This window comes from Streptomyces sp. DSM 106670 (assembly GCF_055792845.1).
This window is the reverse complement of sequence record NZ_CM147704.1, coordinates 6144671-6164727: the sequence shown is the minus strand read 5'-3', so window position 1 is coordinate 6164727 and position 20057 is coordinate 6144671. Positions and strand designations below refer to the sequence as shown.

17 protein-coding genes are annotated in these 20057 nt (G+C 71.6%); 8 read left to right on the top strand and 9 right to left on the bottom strand.

All coding sequences use genetic code 11. The features are described 5' to 3' along the window. The first annotated feature begins 65 nt into the window (after nt 1-65). Nucleotides 66-725, top strand: a complete 660-nt coding sequence (locus ACSMXR_RS27415) for a DUF742 domain-containing protein (protein ID WP_381789310.1) — start codon at nt 66-68, stop codon at nt 723-725. After that, a complete protein-coding gene (locus ACSMXR_RS27410; RefSeq protein WP_014048542.1) occupies nt 706-1287 on the top strand; it encodes a GTP-binding protein in 582 nt (193 codons plus the stop codon). Before ACSMXR_RS27415 ends, ACSMXR_RS27410 begins: the two co-directional genes overlap by 20 nt. Nucleotides 1288-1373: 86 nt before the next feature. Here the strand turns inward: ACSMXR_RS27410 and ACSMXR_RS27405 are convergent, their stop codons facing one another. From ACSMXR_RS27405 to ACSMXR_RS27395, 3 genes are all read right to left on the bottom strand, one after another. Next, nucleotides 1374-1577, bottom strand: coding sequence for an acyl-CoA carboxylase subunit epsilon (locus ACSMXR_RS27405; RefSeq protein ID WP_030076048.1), 204 nt, complete (start codon nt 1575-1577; stop codon nt 1374-1376). 71 nt (nt 1578-1648) lie between these two features. Further along, nucleotides 1649-3232: an acyl-CoA carboxylase subunit beta gene (locus ACSMXR_RS27400; RefSeq protein WP_218524600.1), complete on the bottom strand. Its 1584-nt coding sequence runs from the start codon at nt 3230-3232 to the stop codon at nt 1649-1651. Between the two features lie 263 nt (nt 3233-3495). Beyond that, nucleotides 3496-7368 (bottom strand): endo-alpha-N-acetylgalactosaminidase family protein, encoded by a 3873-nt coding sequence (locus ACSMXR_RS27395; protein WP_473170138.1) that lies wholly within the window; start codon nt 7366-7368, stop codon nt 3496-3498. 408 nt (nt 7369-7776) lie between these two features. Here ACSMXR_RS27395 and ACSMXR_RS27390 point away from each other — a divergent pair, with 408 nt between their 5' ends. Together ACSMXR_RS27390 and ACSMXR_RS27385 are read left to right on the top strand one after the other, a co-directional pair. Beyond that, nucleotides 7777-8988 carry a glycoside hydrolase family 64 protein gene (locus tag ACSMXR_RS27390; protein WP_030078832.1) on the top strand — a complete coding sequence of 404 codons (1212 nt, stop codon included), beginning with the start codon at nt 7777-7779 and terminating at the stop codon, nt 8986-8988. 169 nt (nt 8989-9157) lie between these two features. Next, nucleotides 9158-9829, top strand: a complete 672-nt coding sequence (locus ACSMXR_RS27385) for a peptidoglycan-binding protein (protein WP_381850347.1) — start codon at nt 9158-9160, stop codon at nt 9827-9829. Nucleotides 9830-9880: 51 nt separating this feature from the next. On the opposite strand, the gene ACSMXR_RS27380 is transcribed toward ACSMXR_RS27385, so the two are convergent. Both ACSMXR_RS27380 and ACSMXR_RS27375 read right to left on the bottom strand, forming a co-directional pair. Beyond that, nucleotides 9881-10405, bottom strand: coding sequence for a hypothetical protein (locus ACSMXR_RS27380; protein ID WP_137234607.1), 525 nt, complete (start codon nt 10403-10405; stop codon nt 9881-9883). Between the two features lie 590 nt (nt 10406-10995). Next, nucleotides 10996-11928, bottom strand: a complete 933-nt coding sequence (locus ACSMXR_RS27375; protein WP_473170137.1) for an AraC family transcriptional regulator — start codon at nt 11926-11928, stop codon at nt 10996-10998. An 81-nt stretch (nt 11929-12009) separates the two neighbouring features. Between ACSMXR_RS27375 and ACSMXR_RS27370 the strand changes: the two genes are divergently transcribed. Next, on the top strand, nt 12010-12918 hold the full coding sequence (locus tag ACSMXR_RS27370; RefSeq protein WP_473170136.1) for an NAD(P)H-binding protein: 909 nt from the start codon (nt 12010-12012) through the stop codon (nt 12916-12918). A 72-nt stretch (nt 12919-12990) separates the two neighbouring features. After that, nucleotides 12991-13605: a YceI family protein gene (locus tag ACSMXR_RS27365; protein ID WP_473170135.1), complete on the top strand. Its 615-nt coding sequence runs from the start codon at nt 12991-12993 to the stop codon at nt 13603-13605. Between the two features lie 78 nt (nt 13606-13683). On the opposite strand, the gene ACSMXR_RS27360 is transcribed toward ACSMXR_RS27365, so the two are convergent. The 4 genes from ACSMXR_RS27360 to ACSMXR_RS27345 form a co-directional block, all read right to left on the bottom strand. Then, the gene (locus ACSMXR_RS27360) at nt 13684-14715 is read right to left on the bottom strand and encodes an iron-siderophore ABC transporter substrate-binding protein (protein WP_473170134.1); all 1032 of its coding nucleotides are present in this window, start codon (nt 14713-14715) and stop codon (nt 13684-13686) included. 78 nt (nt 14716-14793) lie between these two features. Continuing rightward, a complete protein-coding gene (locus tag ACSMXR_RS27355) occupies nt 14794-15642 on the bottom strand; it encodes an ABC transporter ATP-binding protein (protein WP_364885317.1) in 849 nt (282 codons plus the stop codon). 13 nt (nt 15643-15655) lie between these two features. Continuing rightward, on the bottom strand, nt 15656-16765 hold the full coding sequence (locus ACSMXR_RS27350) for a FecCD family ABC transporter permease (RefSeq protein ID WP_473172451.1): 1110 nt from the start codon (nt 16763-16765) through the stop codon (nt 15656-15658). Nucleotides 16766-16818: 53 nt separating this feature from the next. After that, nucleotides 16819-17886, bottom strand: a complete 1068-nt coding sequence (locus ACSMXR_RS27345; protein WP_381909517.1) for a FecCD family ABC transporter permease — start codon at nt 17884-17886, stop codon at nt 16819-16821. 213 nt (nt 17887-18099) lie between these two features. On the opposite strand from ACSMXR_RS27345, the gene ACSMXR_RS27340 reads away from it, so the two are divergent. Further along, complete coding sequence (locus ACSMXR_RS27340; RefSeq protein ID WP_473170133.1) at nt 18100-18684, top strand: MSMEG_1061 family FMN-dependent PPOX-type flavoprotein; 585 nt, start codon at nt 18100-18102, stop codon at nt 18682-18684. Between the two features lie 366 nt (nt 18685-19050). After that, on the top strand, nt 19051-20043 hold the full coding sequence (locus ACSMXR_RS27335) for an alpha/beta hydrolase (protein ID WP_381789326.1): 993 nt from the start codon (nt 19051-19053) through the stop codon (nt 20041-20043). Nucleotides 20044-20057 lie beyond the last annotated feature (14 nt).

Here is a 20057-nt window from a genome sequence, read left to right as displayed (position 1 = left end):
CCGCGCCATACAGTGCGGTGGCGCGGCCCCACTTGGATCGGCGACCGGCAGTCGGAGGAGGAAACGTGGCAGCACCCACAGGCGGGCACTCATACAACGGTGACCAGAGCGTTCCGGGTGAGCACGGTGACGACCGTTTCGGCTTCCCCGCCGCTCCTGGCGGGCAGGGCCCCGGCCAGTATCAGCCATACCAGCAGCCGCAGCAGCAACAGCCGCAGCAGGGTGCTCACGGGGCGCAGGGGTCCGAGTGGCCTCCGCAGCAGCCGGGGTCGGGGTGGCCGCAGCAACCGCAGCAGCCCCAGCGGTACGACGCGCCCCAGCGGTCGCGTATTCAGCCGGTGCAGCAGCAGCGGCGGGCTCCCGAGCCCGACAAGCCCGCCGCCCACAACCCGTTGGTCCGTCCGTACGCCATGACCGGCGGCCGGACCCGACCGCGTTACCAGCTCGCCATCGAGGCGCTGGTCAGCACCACGGCCGATCCGTCCCGGCTGCAAGGGCAGTTGCCCGAGCACCAGCGGATCTGCCGGCTCTGCATCGAGATCAAGTCGGTCGCCGAGATCTCGGCCCTTCTCTCGATCCCCCTCGGCGTTGCCCGGATCCTCGTCGCCGACCTGGCCGAGGCCGGACTCGTCGCTATCCATCAGCCCGGCGGCGACGAGGCCGCCGGCGGCCAGCCAGATGTGACACTGCTCGAAAGGGTGCTCAGTGGACTTCGCAAGCTCTAGCGGCGGAGCGGCCCGCTCCACTACCTCGGCGAAGATCGTGGTGGCAGGGGGCTTCGGCGTGGGTAAGACCACGTTTGTCGGTGCCGTTTCGGAGATCAACCCGCTGCGCACCGAAGCCGTGATGACGTCCGCCTCGGCGGGCATCGACGATTTGACCCACACCGGGGACAAGACCACCACGACGGTGGCCATGGACTTCGGACGTATCACCCTGGACCAGGACCTGATCCTGTACCTCTTCGGTACGCCGGGCCAGGACCGCTTCTGGTTCATGTGGGACGACCTGGTCCGGGGCGCCATCGGCGCCGTCGTCCTCGTCGACACCCGCCGTCTCGCCGACTGCTTCCCGGCCGTCGACTACTTCGAGAACAGCGGCCTCCCGTTCGTCATCGCCCTCAACGGCTTCGACGGACACCAGCCCTACACGCCCGACGAGGTGCGTGAGGCGCTCCAGATCGGTCCGGACACCCCGATCCTGACGACGGACGCCCGCCACCGCGCGGACGCCAAGAGCGCGCTCATCACGCTGGTCGAGCACGCCCTGATGGCACGGCTGCGCTGAGGCCTCCGGGTCACGGCATTACGGGAAGGGCCCCGCACTCCTGAGGAGTGCGGGGCCCTTCCGTATGACGTGGAGCGGGCGGGTGGTCAGCCCTGCCAGCTGTGCGGGGCGCGGAAGCCCGGCGTGCGCTCCAGACGGCGCCAGCCGGCGGTGTCACGGCCCCGGTGGGCGGGGGCGGCGGGCTGGGCGGCGGCGCGGGCCATCAGGACGGCGGTGATGGCCGCCAGCTCCTCGGGGTCGGCGTGACCCTTTTCGACGCGCAGGACGGACTCGGCGGAAGTGAGGCTCATGGTGGGGTGTCTCCGTCTTCTCGGCAGGATGTCGTGGACCGTGCGGCGGATCGCGCCGCTGCGGAGGAGGACTACTGCGGGGGGTTGCCGTGCTTGCGGGACGGCAGGTCGGCGTGCTTGGTGCGGAGCATGGCGAGCGAGGCGATGAGGACTTCGCGGGTTTCGGCGGGGTCGATGACGTCGTCGACGAGGCCGCGCTCGGCCGCGTAGTAGGGGTGCATCAGCTCGGCCTTGTACTCCTTGACCATGCGGGTGCGCATGGCCTCGGGGTCCTCGGCGTCCGCGATCTGGCGGCGGAAGATCACGTTGGCCGCGCCCTCGGCGCCCATGACCGCGATCTCGTTGGTGGGCCAGGCGTAGGTGAGGTCCGCTCCGATGGACTGGCTGTCCATGACGATGTACGCGCCTCCGTAGGCCTTCCGCAGGATCAGCGAGATCCGCGGCACCGTGGCGTTGCAGTAGGCGTACAGGAGCTTCGCACCGTGGCGGATGATCCCACCGTGCTCCTGGTCCACGCCCGGCAGGAAGCCGGGGACGTCCAGAAGGGTGACGATCGGGATGTTGAAGGCGTCGCACATCTGGACGAAGCGGGCGGCCTTCTCGGAGGCCTCGATGTCCAGGACTCCGGCCAGGGCCTGCGGCTGGTTGGCGACGATGCCGACGACCTGGCCGTCGAGGCGGGCCATCGCGCAGATGATGTTGCGGGCCCAGCGCTCGTGGATCTCCAGGTAGTCGCCGTCGTCGACGAGCTCCTCGATCACCTTGTGCATGTCGTACGGACGGTTCCCGTCCGCCGGGACCAGGTCGAGCAGGACGTCGCCGCGGCGGTCGGCCGGGTCGTCGCTCGGGGCGGTCGGCGGGTTCTCACGGTTGTTGGAGGGCAGCATCCCGATGAGGTACCGGACCTCCGCGATGCACGTCTCCTCGTCGTCGTACGCGAAGTGCGCGACGCCCGAGGTCTCGGCGTGGACGTCCGCGCCGCCGAGGCCGTTCTGGGTGATCTCCTCGCCGGTGACCGCCTTCACGACGTCCGGTCCGGTGATGAACATCTGCGAGGTCTCCCGGACCATGAACACGAAGTCGGTGAGCGCCGGGGAGTAGGCCGCGCCGCCCGCGCACGGGCCGAGCATCACGCTGATCTGCGGGATCACACCCGAAGCGCGCGTATTGCGCTGGAAGATGCCGCCGTAACCCGCGAGCGCGCTGACACCCTCCTGGATACGGGCGCCCGCACCGTCGTTCAACGACACCAGCGGCGCACCCGCCGAGATCGCCATATCCATGATCTTGTGGATCTTCGTGGCGTGCGCCTCACCCAGCGCCCCGCCGAAGATCCGGAAATCATGCGCGTAGACGAAGACCGTCCGGCCCTCGACCGTGCCCCACCCGGTGATCACACCGTCGGTGTACGGCTTCTTCGCCTCCAGACCGAACCCCGTCGCCCGGTGCCGGCGCAGCTGCTCGACCTCCTTGAACGAACCCGGATCCAGCAGCAGCCCGATACGCTCGCGGGCGGTCAGCTTGCCCTTGGCGTGCTGCGCCTCGGTCGCCCGCTCACTCGGTCCGCGCCGCGCCTGCTCGCGCAGGGCCAGCAGTTCGGCCACCCGGCCTCGGGCGTCGGTCGGCTCACCCTGGGTTTCGTCCACAACGGTCATGTACCGACCCTACGAACCCCGACCCAGAAATCGTGCCGTCGACTCCGAACAGTCTCCTGCCCGGTTTCGTGGTGGGAGTCAACAGAACCACGGCATCGTGCACGCGATCCACCAGCGAAACGCCGCCCCGCCTTGTGGAGACCCCACAAATAGCGGATGTGCCGTGGACCACATGCCCCTGAGGGGGCCCGAAGGCCCCCTCAGTATGGCCCAGCATTGTTCAGCCCGGCTCCACCCCTGCTCGACCGCCGTTCGGCGGAGGTTCAACTTCCGCAGTGGAAACGGGCGTTGCCCCAGTCGGCGTGGTCGTTGCCGTTGCCGTCGCCGCCGTCCTGGACGACCAGCTCGACGTACTTCGCGCCGGTGACGTCTGCGGAGAGCTTCCAGGCGGGGTCGGCCGCCCCCAGTACGGGCGACACCACCTTCTCCGTACCGTCTGCCGTGACCGAGAACCGTACGCTGCCCCGGGTGGCCTGGACGTCGTCCACGCCCACCTCGGCGGTGAAGGAGGTGCACTTCCCGCCCAGGTAGTAGCGGATCTTCGCCGGGGCGTGCGTGCCCAGGCCCTTGTCGTAGGCGACGCCGCCGATCTTCAGCGGCCCGCCGTCGCCGGCCCCGGCCTCCCCGTTGGACCGGTCGCGCTCGACCGGGCCCCAGCCGTTCTCCGAAGCCGTCCAGTCGAGATCACTGGCCCAGCCGTCCTCGGTGGGCGGCGGCGGGAGCGTACGGACCGAGGTTCCCGCGCCGAGCGTACGACCGGCTCCCGCGACGGTGTACGTGGCCCGGGCGTCCAGCGCGTACGTGTCGTAGGGGGCGTCCACCGGCGGGGTGACCCGCCAGCTGCCGGTGACCTTCGCGCCCGGGGCCACCGAGTCGAAGGCGACCGCGCCCACGGGCTCGGCCTGCCAGCCCTCGGGCACGGTCAGCGCGAGCCGCACACCGGTGGCGGCGCTCGCCTCGTCGTTGCCGAAGGTCGCCTGCACCGTGTTCGGGGCCCCGGGCTCCAGGGTCTCGGCGTCGGCGGCCACGGCGAGCGTGCCGCAGACGGCCTCCTGTCCGGCGGGGGCCGGTCCGAGGTCGGTCACGGTGAAGTCGTCGAGGACGAAGTCCGCGCCCTCGGGTGCTCCAGCGAGCTTGCGCAGCCCGGTCCAGGTGTCGCCGCAGCCCGCGGTGAGGGTCCGGCTGAACTGCCCGGTGGTGCGCTGCTGCCCGATCGGGGTGGCCCGGGTCTCGGTCGAGGAGGCCTTGCCGTCGGCGACCCGGTCGTAGCCCTCGACCCAGCTGTAGGCGCCGGCGTGGCTGGACTGGTAGGCGAACTCCACCTTGTACCGGTGGCCGTCCTTCATCGGGACGGTCCAGGGGGCGGTGCGGTAGACGAGGCCGGTGTTCTCCTCGTGCGACTTCAGCGACTCCTTCTTCCCGAGCACGTCGTCGATCAGCTTTCCGTTCCAGCCGGACTGGGTGTACGGGGCGTTCAGCTGCGAAACGCTGGTGCGGGGGTCGGTGGAGCCGCCCGCGTTGCCCTTGAGGAAGGGGCCCCAGCCCTGGTCGACGGCCTCGAAGTCCTCGTACGCCACCGTGCCGGCGCGGGTCGCCGGGGCGTTCTCGACGATCCGTACGTCATCGGCGCGGACCGTGGCCGTGGAGCCCGCCGCCGCCTCGATCCGCAGGGTGGTGCGGCCGCCGGCGGGGGCGGTGAAGGTGACCTTGGCGCGCTGGAAGGAGGTGCCGTGCCAGTCGGACGCGGCGACGAAGTCCTCGGCCGTGGAGCGTTCGACGGCCACCGACGCGCCGCCCGCGCTCAGCACCGTACGGCGGCTCTCGCCGGGCTCGACCTCGATCAGGGCGGAGGCGGTGTAGCGCTTGCCGGGTGTGAGGCCGGTGACGGTCTGGGCGAGGGCGGCTGTGCCGGAGCCGGACAGCTCGGCGCTGTTGCGGCCCTGCTCATCGGTGTCGCGTACGGCGGTGCCGGTCTTCGTCCAGCCCGTGAGGTCACGGTCGTTGAAGCCGGGGTCCTTGAGCCCGGTCCCCTGTCCCCAGTCGGCCGCGGTCTCCTTCGGGGCCCGGTCGGGGTAGAGGACGTAGGCCTGTCCGGCGGTGGCGGTGAGCGTGATCTTCCCGCCGGAGGGGCGGACGGTGGCCACCTTCTTCCGGCCGTTGTCGGTCAGCTCGTAGACGGTGTAGGAGCCCTTGCCGGGCACCTCCCAGCTGCTGGTGCCGCCGGTCTCGCTGTAGTGGTAGAGCTTCTTGCCGCCGTCCCACGGCAGCAGGTAGTCGGTGCCGCTGAGCACCTTGCGACCCTGGTCGTAGAAGGTCCGCCGACCGTCCTCGACCGTGCCGCGCACCCCGCCGGTGAAGGTGATGTCGTTGCCGTCCCAGCGGGTGATCTTCTGCTGCTGGAGGTACTTGGCGGGGAGGTTCTTCTGCCAGATGTTGGCGGTGAAGGCGTTCCAGTCGGTCTCGCCGGTCCAGCCCTCGAAGTCCTCCAGGGCGCTCTGGCCGAGGACCGGGTGGTTGTTCCAGACGTCCTTCTCGCCGTTGCGGATGAACCGGATGATCTGCGAGTTCAGGCCCTTGTTGGTGGCTCCGCCGTAGTTGAGGTCGTTGGCCCAGTGCGACCAGAGCGAGGCGCGTTCGAACTTGTCGGCCCACTCGGTGCCGACGGTCCAGCCCTGCTTCTGGACGGCCTGGATCGTCTTGTCGGCGATCCAGCCGTGGCTGTAGTAGACGTCGATGTAGAGGAAGTCGAGGTTCTGGTCGGTCTCGTCGCGCAGTTGCCGGAAGCGCTTTTCCAGGTCGCCGCTGTTGATGTCGCGGCGCTGGTCGATGTAGTAGCTCTGGTTGAGCCAGTTCCAGCCGGGCTTGGTCTTGTCGACGAGCTGCTCGGAGAAGGCGTTGGCCTCCGGGTAGGACTCGGTGGCGTTGACGTGGACGCCGAAGTCGGCGCCCCACTTCTTGCCGGCCTTGAGCAGGGTGTTGAGGTCCTTCAGGCCGCCGGCCCGCTTGTTGTAGTTGCCGCCGTAGTCCGGGTGGGCGGAGTCGTGGCCCTCGGAGCCGTAGCCCTTGAGGACGGCGAGCTGGCCGAGGCCGTCGGTGGCCTTCGAGATCCGCTTGACGTCGTCCAGGGTGCGCAGGAAGGGGTGGGTGGCCTGGCTGGCGAAGTTGAACGGGATATGGGTGACGACCCGCTTGGCGGTGTCCTCGCTGCCGGGCGCGGTGACGCCGATGGAGCGGAACGCGATCGCCCCGTCCTGCCAGTCGACGGCCTTGTCGCCGTTGGCGTCCGGGGTGACGACGACCTTGGCCCACGGCAGGTTCTCGCCGCTCTCGGGCTTCGGCGCGCCCTCGCCCCGGTAGGTCCACTGGCCGGACCAGACGCCGACCCGGACGCCGCCGCCCTCCTCGGTGCGCGCCTGGCGCCAGAAGCGGGCGTCGTCGCCGCCGGTGGGCCCGGAGGGCTTGTCGTACGAGGAGTTGGACTCGATCGCCGCGGCGAGGGAGCCGTTGTTGAGGATCGCGTAACTGGCCCCGACGGGCGCGGCGTCGGGCTTCGTCTCCGCGGTGACCTTGCCGAAGACGTCGGCGGTACGGGTGGAGTCCGGGTCGAGCGTGGTGAACGCGGTGGCGGCGCCGGCCTCGGTGGACCCGACGGAGATCAGGTCGTGCCCGGGGATGTCGATGGTCCCGACCCGGAAGGCGGACGTGTCGCGGACGGCGGTGACCTTGAAGGTGGTGGCCTGCCCGGAGACGGTGAGCGAGGCGTCGATCTCGACGCCCGGCAGCGCGTCGAAGGCGAGGGTGTAGCGGGCGGCGTTGCCGCTGATCCTCGGCGCGCCCTTGAGTTTCACCGGGCGGGCGGTCCCGTTGAGGGTGACGGCGGTGACCGGCCGGGTGGAGCCGAGCAGCTGCTTCCCGCTCGCCCGGTCGGTGTACGACAGGACGCGCGGGAAGTCGTCGGCGACGGCGACGGCGAGCCGGTCGGACCGGATCACGGCGGACCCGGTGGCCTCCGCCGCTCCGGACGGGGCGGGGGACGGCGGGGCGGCGGCTGCGGTGGGGAGGGCGGCCCCCACGAGCGCCAGGACGGCTGCGGAGGCCGCGGCGACCAGGCCGGGGCGAGGGAATCTTGGCGACATGGCCCCTGAGTAGTCGCCGTGTCCGGACACCGTCAACGAACTTCGGCCGCGGGGGCCGACTCCGTCCAACAACCCCGGTGCGTTAGTCCAAGTCAGGGGAGTGCGGGGGCGTCCCGGGCGCGTGTCCACCGCTCGGCGGCCGGCTTCATCTCTTGGCGGGCGGCGTCCTCCCACGGTCACGGTTCGCACCCGCTCGGTTCCGGCAAGTACCGCTTCGGGTCGTCGAGTTGTGAAGACTCGGAATTTTTGAGAGCGCTCTCAGTCACAAGTCTTGACGCTCGTGCCGGGCCTGGCGAGAGTGGTGCGCACCGCAGGCACCCCCACGGTTCCTGACCCTCCCCGCGCCACCCCCCACCCCCGCCTGCGGCCCCCCACCATCTCGGGAGTCCCCTCGTGATTTCACGCCGAATGTTCCTGACCGGCGCCGCCGCCTCGGCCGCGGCGCTCACGTACCCCGCCTGGGGCACCGCCCTCAGCCCGCGCGCCTCGGCCGCGCCCGCCACCTGCGAAATCGCCCTGGAGAACAAGTCGTTGCCGGGCACGGTGCACGCGTACGTCACCGGCCACGAGCTGGGCACCGACCGCTGGGTGCTGCTCCGGCCGAACGGCGAGGTCTACCGCCCCGACTCCCCCGGCGCCCCGCAGACCCCGCTGCCCGTCGACTGCGCGATCCCGCTCAACGGCGCGGGCGCGGCCCCGGTGGTGCTGACCCTGCCGCAGATGTACGGCGCGCGGGTCTACTTCGTCCGCGACGACAAGCTGGACTTCTTCCTCAACCCGGGCCCGTCCCTGGTGGAGCCCGCCTTCGCGACGCCGACGGACCCGAACTACGGGCGGACCTGGGCCTTCGCCGAGTTCACCTTCAACACCGAGCAGCTGTACTCCAACATCAGCTACGTGGACCTGATCACCGCGCTCCCGATCGGCATCACGCTGGAGGGCGACGGCACCCACGTCGTGGCCCCGCACCCCGAGGGCGCGGTGGAGCGGATCGCGGAGGACCTCACCGCCCAGGCCGCCGCCGACGGGCAGCCGTGGGACAAGCTGATCACCCGGGGCGACGACGGCAAGGTGCTGCGGGTCGTCTCGCCGCAGAACATCATGGCCCCGTACTTCGACCGGCCCGCCGAGATGCCGTTCCGGGACCTGTTCACCGCCCAGATCGACGAGGTCTGGGAGAAGTACCGCTCCGAGGACCTGCGCATCGACCTCCAGGGCGGCCGGGGCACGCTGGCCGGCCGGGTGAGCGGCGACGTCCTCACCTTCGAGGGCGGCCACACCTTCACCAAGCCGGAGACGAAGGACATCTTCACCTGCAACCACGGCCCGTTCACCAACAACCCGGGCGACTCCGACGACAAGAAGGCGATCCTGGCCCGGCTGGCGGCGGGCTTCAACCGCTCGATCATGCTGAGCCACCCGAGCCAGCCGAACGGCACGTCGACGGCGGACTACTACAAGACCCCGGTCACCAACCACTGGTCCCGGGTGGTCCACGCGAACAGCCCGATCGGTTACGCGTTCCCGTACGACGACGTCCGCCCGGACGGTGAGCCGGACGTCTCCGGCGCGGCGCACGACGGGAACCCGCGCCGCTTCACGGTGAGCGTGGGCGCCTGACGCCCGCCCGGTAGGACCGTGTGCCCCCGTCCGTGCGGCGGGGGCACACACATGTCCGGGCTCCGCATGTCCGGACTCCGGCCCGCCCGGCATCCGATACCTCATCAATTGACACGGTGTGTGGCGTTCTTGACTTCGGCCCGGCGCCCCGGGACGGTTCCGTATGCGAATGAACCGACTCCCCCGCCGCATGCTCGCGGCGGTCGCCGCCGGATTTCTGCTCACCGCGGCGGCTCCGGCGCACGCGGACCCCGCGCCGCCGCCCTCCCCCGCACCGCAGGCCCCCGGCGCACACGGCCTGCCCGCCTTCCAGAAGAGCTACGGGCTGCCTCCGACCGGCCGGCTGGACACGGTCACCGCCCACCTCCTCAAGACCGCCCCGGACGGCGAGCTGCGGACGTTCTTCGCCGCTCCGTCCGACCTCGGCCCGGAGCAGCTGGCCCACGCCCGGACGGTCATCGGCGTCGGGAAGGGGGCGGACCTCTCCGAGGAGGCGCAGATCATCGCCCTGATGACGGCGATGCAGGAGTCGAAGTTCGTCAACTACACGACGGCGGTCGACCACGACTCGCTCGGCGTCTTCCAGCAGCGCCCCAGCATGGGCTGGGGTACACCGGCGCAGATCACGCACGTACCGACCGCGGCCAAGTCCTTCTACGGGCTGCCCTCGCCCAGCGCCAACCCCGGGCTGCTCCAGATCGACGGCTGGGAGTCGATGGACCCGGGCGACGTGTGCCAGGCGGTGCAGCGGTCCGCGTACCCGGACCGGTACGCGCAGTGGGAGGACTTCGCCCGGGATCTGCTGGCGCAGGAGGGCCCGGACGCCGATCCGATCCCGTGACGGGGTGGGGGCCGCCCCGCACCGGGGGCGGCCCCTGGGCCTGCGTCGTGGTCAGCAGCCGCCGCAGTTGTAGTACGTGACGTCCCAGTGGTTGCCCTCGTCCGCGTAGATGTTGCCGGAGCCGGACTGGTACTGACGGGCGCCGTCGCCCCGGGTGCCGATGTAGGTGAAGGTGCCGGTGACGTAGTTGTTCAGGCAGGTGCTCTTGGCGAAGTCGAGCTTGTAGCCGTTCCAGTGGGAGTACGTGCCGCCGGCGTGCCCGGTCTCGGTGCCTCCGGTGATCCTGAGCGCGCAGCCGGTGGCGCTCTTGAGGGTCTGTGCGCCCTGGGCGCTGGGCAGGTTGAGCTGGTCGAAGGACGTGCAGGTGGAGTTGTTCCGGTTGGAGCAGCCACCGGAGGACGACCAGGTGATCCCGGACGAGGTGAACCGGGAGGTCGCCTGCGCATGGGTCAGCTTGGTCACGGCGTGCGCCTCGGTGGCGCCGCTGCCGAGGGCGCCGATCCCGGGCACGAAGAGCGCGCCGAGGACGAGGGCCAGGGCGGTGAGGGCGGAGCGGAGTCGTGGACGGGTCACCATGGGGGGATTCCTCCTGCTCATGACAAAACAGTGGGCGTACGGGCGCGGGGCCGTGTACGCCGGGCAGGGAGATAGTGCCCGAGTTCTACGCGCGTCCGCCAGAGGGCGGGGCCGACGACCGGGGCGACCACCCGCCCCCTCGCCCGAGGGCGTCCCCCTTGCCCCCCCTTCCGAGCCCGCCCAAGCCCATTCGGCGCCCGAGGGCGTCCCCCTTCTCGGGCGAGCACGCCCTTGACGGAACGCTCGACCCCTTCGAGCCCGCCCGGCACTTAAGGACGGAGCCCTGCCCCTTTCAAGCCCGTCCGGCGATTGAGGACGGAACCCTTCGGCCGGGTGGGCGGCTCTTCACGGACCCCGGGCGCGGGAGCTCCTGATCGGCACCCGAGAACGTGCTCAACGGTTCCGTCCTCAAACGCCGGACGGGCTGGAGGGGGGCGCTGGACGGGCTGGTTGTGCGCGCCCGGCAACGCGCTCGCAGGTTCCGTCCTCAAACGCCGGACGAGCTGGAGGGGGCGCTGGACGGGCCAGGGGCGCACCCGGACCGGCTGGAGGGGGCGCCGGACGGGCTGGAATGGGCACCCGGGAACGGGCTACGGGTCGGCCGGCGCGGGTGGCGGGCGGCGGTGTTCGCTGGGTCTTGATCCGCGCACCCGCTTGAACGCCGCACTCAACGCGAACGCCCCCGAGTACCCAACGCGCCGCGCGACCGCCTCGACAGTCAGATCGGTGTCGCGCAGCAGTTCGGCGGCGAGGCCGATCCGCCACCCGGTCAGGTAGGCCATCGGAGGCTGACCGACCAGCGCGGTGAAGCGGCGGGCGAACGCCGCCCGTGACGCCCCGGCCGCCGCCGCCAGCTCGGCCACCGTCCACGGGTGCGCCGGGCCGTCGTGCATCAGCCGCAGGGCGGCGGCCGTCCACGGGTCGTCCAGGGCGCGGCACCGGCCCGGGGCATCGTCGAACCACCCGCGCACCGCCGCGACCAGGACCAGGTCCAGCAGCCGTTCGACGACCAGCATCTGCCCCGGCCGGGCGCGGGTCACCTCCTCGGCCATCGCCCGCGGCGCCGGGACGGCGCTGCCGGCGGACGGCGTGACCAGGACGGCGGGCAGGACGTTCAGCAGACGTTCGCCGACGCCGCCCCGGCCCGTGAACGCGCCGCTGAGCAGCACGGGGCCGTCGTCGAAACCGCCGTCGCGACCGTCCTCCGGCCTGCCGCAGGAGCGCGTGGGCCCGGTTCCCCCGGGGCAGTAGTCGCTCGCGGTGACCGTCCGGGCGGGGCCCGGCGACGGGGCGTCGGCCACGACGTGCGGCACGTCGCCGCGGATGACGGCGATGTCGCCCTCGGCGATACGCAACGGCTCCCGCCCGTCGGCCACCACCCAGGCGTGGCCCCGCACCATCATGGCCACCATCAGCGGAGCACCGGTGGACATCCGCAGCGACCAGGGCGGCCGCAGGACCGTCGGCCGGAACACCGCGCCGCGGCCCCATACGTCCGCCAGCAGCTCGGATACGGCATCCACCGCCCCGAGTGTAGACGTCAGGACATCGGCCGGATCGTCCGGAGCATGGAGGCCCGCAACCCGCGCTGATTGGCTCGGATCATGAACACACACCCGGCCACGAACACCTCACCCGCCTCCGCCACCCGCCCCGCCCACGACGCACGACCGGTCCTCGTCACCGGGGCCACCGGCAAGTCCGGCCGCCGCGTCGTGACCCGACTGCGCGCCCGCGGGGTACCGGTGCGCGCGGCGTCCCGCACCGGCGAGCACCCCTTCGACTGGACCGACCCCGACACCTGGGACGCCGCACTCGACGGCGTACGCGCGCTCTACCTCGTACAGCTCAACGGCAGCCGCCTCGTCCGCCCGTTCCTCGACAGCGCGGTGCGCCACGGAGTGCGGCGCGTCGTCCTGGCCTCGGGCCGCGGCATCGACGATCCCGGCTACCTCCCGGGCAGCGACGTCGTCCGGGACGCGGCGCTCGACAGCGAGGCCGCCGTGCGCGACAGCGGGCTGGAGTGGACGATCAGCCGCCCGGGCTGGTTCGCGCAGACCTTCACCGAGGGCATCTACGCCGACGCCGTCCGCGCCGGTGAGCTGCGACTGCCGGCCGGTGAGGGAGCCGGCGAGGGCGCCGCCGCGTTCCTGGACGCAGACGACGTCGCCGCGGTGGTGGCCGCCGCTCTCACCGAGGACGGCCACACGGGCCGGACCTATGAGCTGTCCGGCCCCGGAGCGGTGACGCTCACCGAGGTGGCCACCACCCTCTCCGAGGCCACCGGCCGCACCGTCCGCTACGTACCGCTGTCGAGACGGGAGTACGTCGTCGAGCTCGGGCGGCAGGGCGTGCCGGCCGAGGTCGCGCAGGCCCTCGCCAACGCGGCCGAGTCCCTCCGTCTGGGCACGGACGCGCAGGTGTCGGACGGCGTCGAGCGCGCTCTCGGCCGCCCGCCGCGGACCTTCGCCGAGGCGGTGGCGACCACACCGGAGACAGATGTTGAAATTTGAACAAGATGGAGTTATGGTCGATCTCGTTGAAGGTTAAACAACCTCCACGAACGCGTCCCCCGAGGAGGAGCCATGGCTCTGTTCACCCGCAAGTCGACTGCCACCACCGTCACCGAGGCCCCCGCGGTGGACCCGGCGCTTGCCGCCCTGACCGGCACGTACACCCTGGACCCGGCCCACAGCAGCATCGGCTTCACGGTGCGCCACGCCATGGTCACCAATGTGCGCGGCTCCTTCGCCGAGCACGAGGGCACCCTGGTGCTGGACGGCACGGACCCGGCGAACTCCTCCGCCTCCATCGACGTGAAGATCGCCAGTGTCGACACCGGCATCGCCGACCGCGACGGCCACCTGATCAGCGGCGACTTCTTCGACGCCGAGAAGTTCCCGCTCATGACGTTCCGCTCGACCAAGGCCGAGCAGCGCGGCGGCGACACGTACCGGGTCACCGGCGACCTGACCATCAAGGACGTCACGCGCCCGCTCTCCATCGACCTGGAGTTCAACGGCTCCGCCACCGACGTCTACGGCAACGAGCGCGTCGGCTTCGAGGGCAGCACCGACATCCTGCGCTCGGACTGGGGCCTGACCTGGAACGCGGCTCTGGAGACCGGCGGTGTGATGGTCAGCGACAAGGTGAAGCTGACCTTCGACATCTCCGCGATCAAGGCGGCCCCGGCGGCCTGACCTCCTCCGTACACACGCGCAGCGCCCCGCACCCGGATCTCCCGGGGACGGGGCGCTGCGCGTGTGTGCGCCGGGCGGCTACTTCGCGACCTTCTCCGCGAAGAGCGGGACGACCTTCTCCAGCGCGTACGAGACGGACAGGATCGAGTCCGTGGCGAACGCCTGCGAGATGTCCTGGTCGTCGAAGACGATGTCGTTGCCCGCCTTCACCGACGGGACGGCCTTGTACAGCGGGTCGTTGCTGATGTCCGCGGCCGGGATGCCGATCGGGGTCATGACCGTCAGATCGGCGTCGAGCAGGTCCAGGTTCTCCTTGGAGACGGAGACGGAGAAGCCCTCGCCGGCCTGGGCCTCGGCCTTCGGGTTGTTCTTGAAGCCGAGCCGCTCGACGAAGTCGATGCGTCCGGTGCCGCCGACGTAGACGCCGAAGCCCTCGGACGTGCGCGAGCCGACCGTGATCGTCTTGTCCTTGAACTCGGGGTGGGCCTTCGCGGCGGCCTCGAACTTCTTCCCGGTCTCCGCGATCAGCTCCTTGCCCTTCTCCGGCACGCCCATGGCGGCGGCGATCATCGTGGTCTGCTGCTCCCACGAGATCTTGTACTGGTCGCCGCCCTTCGGCACGCCCACGGTCGGGGCGATCTTCTTCAGGGTGTCGTAACGGGTCTGGTCGCCGCTGGACTTGGTGTCCAGGATCAGGTCGGGCTGGAGGGAGGCGATCTTCTCGAACTCCGGCTCCATCGTGCCGATGAGCTCGGGCTTCTTGTCGTACATGCCCTTGGCCCACGGGCCGACGCCCTCGCCGCCGAACGGCAGCCAGTCGCTGGCCCCGACCGGCTGGCCGCCGAGCGCGAGCACGGTCTCGGCGTCGCCCCAGCCGAGCGCGACGATGCGCTTGGGCTGCTTGTCGACGGAGACCTCGCCGAACTTCGTCTCGACCTTGGCCGGGAAGGCGCCTTCGGAGGCGCCGCCGGAGGCGGAGGAGGACGCGGAGCTGTCGGAGTCGTCCGACGAGCCACAGGCCGAGAGGCCGACGAGGAGGGCGGCGACGGCACCGGCCATGAGGATGGGGGTGCGGCGAGGGCGCCGGGTACGGGGAGCGGAAGCGTTCATACCCTTTAGGTTAGCCTCACCTAATGACAACGGTGCCATCGGGTTGACCCGAAGGGCTGCTCCCCGTACGTACGCGGCTCAGGCGGCCGGGTCCTTGACGTGGTGGCGGCCCAGCGGCACGACCATCGGGGTGGCCGACGCCGGGTCCTCGATCACCGAGCAGCGCATCCCGAAGACCTCGCCGACCAGCTCCTCCGTGACGATGTCGACCGGCCGGCCCTCCGCGACGATCCGCCCCGCCCGCATCGCGATCATGTGGTCGGCGTACCGGCAGGCCAGGTTCAGATCGTGCAGCACGGCCACCATGGTGACGCCCCGCTCGCGGTTGAGGTCGGTGAGCAGGTCCAGGACGTCCAGCTGGTGGCTGGCGTCCAGGAAGGTCGTCGGCTCGTCGAGCAGCAGGATGTCCGTGCGCTGGGCCAGTGCCATCGCGATCCACACCCGCTGGCGCTGGCCGCCGGAGAGCTCGTCCACGGAACGGTCGGCGAGTTCGAGGACGTCGGTGGAGAGCAGCGCCTGCGCGACCGCCTCGTCGTCCTCGGAGCTCCACCGGCGGAACCAGCCCTGGTGCGGGTAGCGGCCGCGCCCGACCAGGTCGGAGACGGTGATGCCCTCCGGGGCCGTGGGGCTCTGCGGCAGGATCCCGAGCACGGAGGCGACCTCCTTGGTCGGCATCTCCTGGATGGACCGGCCGTCCAGGAGCACCGCCCCGGCGGAGGGAGCCAGCAGCCGGGCCATCGCCCGCAGCAGGGTCGACTTCCCGCAGGCGTTGGGGCCGACGATGACGGTGATCTTCCCGGGCGGCACGGTCACGCTCAGACCGGGGACGATCTCGCGTTCGCCGTAGCCGAGCCGGACGTCCCGGGCTTCCAGAGTGTGTTCGGCCACGGCAGGGCCACGCCTTTCGTCGTCGTCTTTTTGAACCATCCGCTTCTCCATGTCAGCCCCCGCTGCCGACGCGGTTGGCGCGGGCCAGGAGCAGGAGCAGATACGGGGCGCCGATGATGCTGGTGACCACGCCCACCGGCAGCTGCACCGGGAACAGGTGCTGCGCCCCGAAGTCGGCGACCAGGACGATCAGCGCCCCGGTCAGGGCCGCCTGCGGCAGGGCGGCGCCCCGGCCCGGGACCAGGCGGCGGGCGATCGGCGCGGCGACGAACGCCACGAACCCGACGGGTCCGGCGGCGGCGGTCGCGACCCCGGCGAGCGCGGTCGCGCAGCCCAGCAGCGCGAGCCGGCCGCCCTCGACCTTCGCGCCGAGCCCGGCGGCCGCGTCGTCCCCGAGCTGGAGGGGGCGCAGCGCGTGGGCGGCGAGGACGGTCAGCGGTACGAGCAGGCCGAGGGCGATGAGCAGCGGCCACACCTGGTTCCAGGAGCGGCCGTTGAGGCTGCCCGCGAGCCAGCGGAACGCCTCCTGCGCGTCGGTGACCTCGGAGCGGGCCATCACGTACCAGACGATGCTGGAGAGCCCCATGCCGACGCCGATGCCGACGAGGACCAGGCGCTGCCCGGCGATGCCCTGCCGCCAGGCGAGCAGATAGATGGCGGCTCCGGCGACCAGCGAACCGGTGAGGGCGCTGGCGGAGAGCGCGAGTCCGCTGACCTGGAAGAGCAGGGCGGCGGTGACGGCGACCGCGCTGGCCCCGGCGCTGATGCCGATGAGGTCAGGGCTGGCGAGCGGGTTGCGCAGGACGGTCTGGAAGACGGCTCCGGAGAGCCCGAAGGCGGTGCCGACGAGAATCGCGAGGAGGGCCCGGGGCAGCCGCAGTTCCAGCACGACGAACTGCGATCCGCCGTCGCCGCCGCCGAACAGGGTGGCCACCACCTTGTCGATCGGCGTCACCAGTTCGCCGTAGCTGAGCGAGACGCCGAACACGACGAGCACGGCGGCGAGCAGGCCGGTGCCGACGAGGACGGAGCGTCGCAGGCTCCGGCCGCGTACGGCGGAGACCCGGCGTACGGCGTCGGCGAGCCGGGCGTCGGTCGCGGACGCGGTCTCCTTCAGGCGGGACCCGCTCACGGTGGTTCCGGTCACCGGGCTGCCGTTCATCGGGCTGCCGTTCATCGGGCTGTCGTTCATCGGGCTGTCGGGGCGGGGCGCGGTCACAGCTCCACCAGCTTCCTGCGCCGGACCAGCCAGATGAACGGGATGCAGCCGATGGCGGCGGTGATCACGCCGACCTGCACCTCGCCGGGGCGGGCGATGACCCGGCCGACGATGTCGGCGACGAGCAGCATGATCGGGGCGAGCACCATGCTGTACGGGAGCACCCAGCGGTAGTCGGGTCCGGTGATGAGACGGGCGGCGTGCGGTACGGCGAGCCCGACGAAGCCGATGGGCCCGGCGACGACGGTGGCCGCGCCGCACAGGATCACCACGGCGAGGGCGGACACCATCCGGATGGCCCCGACGCGCTGGCCGAGGCCGCGGGCCAGGTCGTCGCCGAGGGAGAGGGCGTTGAGCTGCGGTCCGAGGGCCAGCGCGAGGACGGTGCCGACCGCGATGAACGGCGAGACCTGCCACAGCACCTCGGAGCTCCGCGCGGTCAGCGCGCCGAGCTGCCAGAACCGGAACTGGTCGTAGCTGCCCCGGTCCTGGAGCAGGATCGCGCTGGTCACCGAGGTGAGGACCGCGGCGGTCGCGGCCCCCGCCAGCGCGAGCTTCACGGGCGTCGCGCCTTCCCGCCCGAGCGAGCCGACCCCGTACACGAGGAGGGCGGCGAGCAGCGCGCCGAGGAAGCCGAACCAGATGAACTGGGTGGCGACCGTGAACCCGAGCAGCGTGATCGAGCACACGACGGCGACGGACGCGCCGGCGTTGATGCCGAGGAGCTGGGGGTCGGCGAGCGGGTTACGGGCGACGCCCTGCATCACCGTGCCCGCGAGGCCGAGCGCCACGCCGGCGAGCAGCCCGGCGACGGTGCGCGGGATGCGGACCTCCTGGACGATGAGCTGCCCCTTGACGGAGACGTCCGGGTCGAGGACCCCGTCGACGACATCGCGGAAGGGCACATCGCCGGATCCGACGGCGAGGCTGGCGACCACGGTGAGGAAGAGCACGGCGAGGGCGGCCAGGAGTCCGAGGGCGAGCACGGGCCGACTGCGCCTGCGCCGCGTCTCCTTGCCGCCGCCCGGCGGCTTCTCCTTCTCCAGGAGGGCCGAGCCGCTCACGACCCGGCCACCGGGGCGGCCGGAATGCGGTACTGCACTTGTCGTTCCTCACGCTTGTTCGTCGGCGCCGGGGGCACCCCTGGGGTACGGGAGACGCCCTCGTCGACCGGTCCACCCCGGACGGGGAACACAAGGGGGCCCAAAGTAAGGTCACCCTAACAGCGTCAGTTCGACAGCGCGCTGCCGCACCCCACGAGCTTCGGAGCCCCTTCCTTGTCGTACGCCGACCCCGCCGACACCACAGCCCCCGCCACCGGTCCGCTGGCCGGGGCCGTGCCCCTGGGCTCGGCGGACGAACTGCGCGAGCTGCTGGGCACCCCGCACCCGATCGTCATCGACAAGGTCCACGACCGGCTCACCGACGAGGACCTGGCCCTACTGGCCCGCTCCCCGTTCTGCACCCTGGCCACGTCCGACGCGGCCGGCAACTGCGACTCCACCCCGCGCGGCGACACCCCCGGCTTCACCCACGTCCTGGACCCGGGCACCATCGCCCTGCCCGACCGCCCGGGAAACCGCCGCGCGGACAGCTTCCACAACATCCTGGCCAACCCGCACGTGGGCCTGCTCTACCTGATACCCGGCGCGATGGACGTCCTGCGCATCAACGGCCGCGCCCACATCCTCACGGACGCCCCGTTCTTCGACACGATGACGCTGAAGGGCCAGCGCCCGAAGCTCGCCCTGGTCGTCGAGATCGACGAGATCTTCCGCCACTGCCCGGCGTCGCTGAAGCGGTCGGGGGTGTGGGCGCCGGAGACGTGGGCGGGGGCGGAGGCCCGGGTCGGCGGCGAGTGACACCCGCGCCCACGGCCGGTGGGTGGCGGCGCGACCTCGACCGGCGGGTGACGGCGCGGCGGGCTGCGGCGGCGGTCCGTACGGCCTCGGACGCCTCTCCCCCCACGGCGGGCGGGAGCCGCACGCTCCCGGCGGCCGGGGGCCGCGGCCACCGGGAGCCCATGTAAGCCTGGGCTTACAGGACTTGCGCGGGTTCTCGCGAGGCCGCGACCCTGTTTCCACCGCCGGGCCGGCCGTCTCCGCCCACGGAGATCAGCTCCACCGGCTCACCCACCGTCCCGGCCCGGCCCGGGAGCCGCTCCGCCGACCCGTGCGACGGCTCCCCCCGGGCATCGACCTGTTCACCGCTTCCCGACCCTGGAGTCCGTGTTGAACACCGCCCACCCCAGCCGCCGAGGTGTGCTGAAGTCCGCCGCCTCGCTCACCGCCCTGACCGCGCTCGGCGCGGGAGGAGTCCTGGCATCCGCCTCCGCCGCCCACGCCACCGGCGACGGATTCGGCCTGCGCATCGTGGACCGCAACGAGTCCGACGCCCGGATGCGCTACTACCGCTTCGCCACCTCCGCCATCGGCTGGAACCCCGGCGTCAACGTCCTGCTCCCGGACGGCTACCACACCTCCGGCCGCAGATACCCGGTCCTCTACCTGTTCCACGGGGGCGGCACCGACCAGGACTTCATCACCTTCGACCGGATGGGCATCCGCGCGTGGACCGCCGGGAAGCCGCTCATCGTCGTGATGCCGGACGGCGGACACGCCGGCTGGTACTCCAACCCAGTCAGCTCCAACGTCGGCCCCCGCAACTGGGAGACCTTCCACATCGCCCAGCTGCTGCCCTGGGTCGACGCCAACTTCCGTACGTACGCCGAGTACGACGGCCGGGCCGTCTCCGGCTTCTCCATGGGCGGCTTCGGCGCCCTGAAGTACGCGGCCAAGTACTACGGCCACTTCGCCTCGGTCAGCTCCCACTCCGGCCCGGCCAGCCTGCGCCGCGACGCGGGCCTCGTCACCCACTGGGCCAACCTCTCCTCGGCCGCCGTGGAGCTGGGCGGGGGCACGGTCTACGGCGCGCCGCTGTGGGACGAGGCGCGGGTCAACGCCGACAACCCGGTGCAGCGGGTGGAGAGTTACCGCAACAAGCGGGTCTTCCTGGTGGCCGGAACCAGCCCGGACCCGGTCAACTGGTTCGACACCATCAACGAGACCCAGGTCCTCGCCGGGCAGCGGGAGTTCCGCGGCCGCCTCGGCTCGGCCGGAATTCCGCACGAGTGGCACGAGGTGCCCGGCGGTCACTTCGTACGCCCCGACCTCTTCCGCCGCGACCTGGACGGGATCGTCGCCCGCCTCCGTAAAGCCTGATCCTCCCCTCCCCT

What these genes read in the sequence shown, in the direction of transcription:
- ACSMXR_RS27370 (WP_473170136.1), top strand. Translation starts at nt 12,010, where the DNA reads ATGAACACACACCCGGCCACGAACACCTCACCCGCCTCCGCCACCCGC.
- ACSMXR_RS27355 (WP_364885317.1), bottom strand. Translation starts at nt 15,642, where the DNA reads ATGGTTCAAAAAGACGACGACGAAAGGCGTGGCCCTGCCGTGGCCGAA.
- ACSMXR_RS27350 (WP_473172451.1), bottom strand. Translation starts at nt 16,765, where the DNA reads ATGAACGGCAGCCCGGTGACCGGAACCACCGTGAGCGGGTCCCGCCTG.
- ACSMXR_RS27395 (WP_473170138.1), bottom strand. Translation starts at nt 7,368, where the DNA reads ATGTCGCCAAGATTCCCTCGCCCCGGCCTGGTCGCCGCGGCCTCCGCA.
- ACSMXR_RS27360 (WP_473170134.1), bottom strand. Translation starts at nt 14,715, where the DNA reads ATGAACGCTTCCGCTCCCCGTACCCGGCGCCCTCGCCGCACCCCCATC.
- ACSMXR_RS27405 (WP_030076048.1), bottom strand. Translation starts at nt 1,577, where the DNA reads ATGAGCCTCACTTCCGCCGAGTCCGTCCTGCGCGTCGAAAAGGGTCAC.
- ACSMXR_RS27380 (WP_137234607.1), bottom strand. Translation starts at nt 10,405, where the DNA reads ATGGTGACCCGTCCACGACTCCGCTCCGCCCTCACCGCCCTGGCCCTC.
- ACSMXR_RS27385 (WP_381850347.1), top strand. Translation starts at nt 9,158, where the DNA reads ATGAACCGACTCCCCCGCCGCATGCTCGCGGCGGTCGCCGCCGGATTT.
- ACSMXR_RS27365 (WP_473170135.1), top strand. Translation starts at nt 12,991, where the DNA reads ATGGCTCTGTTCACCCGCAAGTCGACTGCCACCACCGTCACCGAGGCC.
- ACSMXR_RS27400 (WP_218524600.1), bottom strand. Translation starts at nt 3,232, where the DNA reads ATGACCGTTGTGGACGAAACCCAGGGTGAGCCGACCGACGCCCGAGGC.
- ACSMXR_RS27390 (WP_030078832.1), top strand. Translation starts at nt 7,777, where the DNA reads ATGTTCCTGACCGGCGCCGCCGCCTCGGCCGCGGCGCTCACGTACCCC.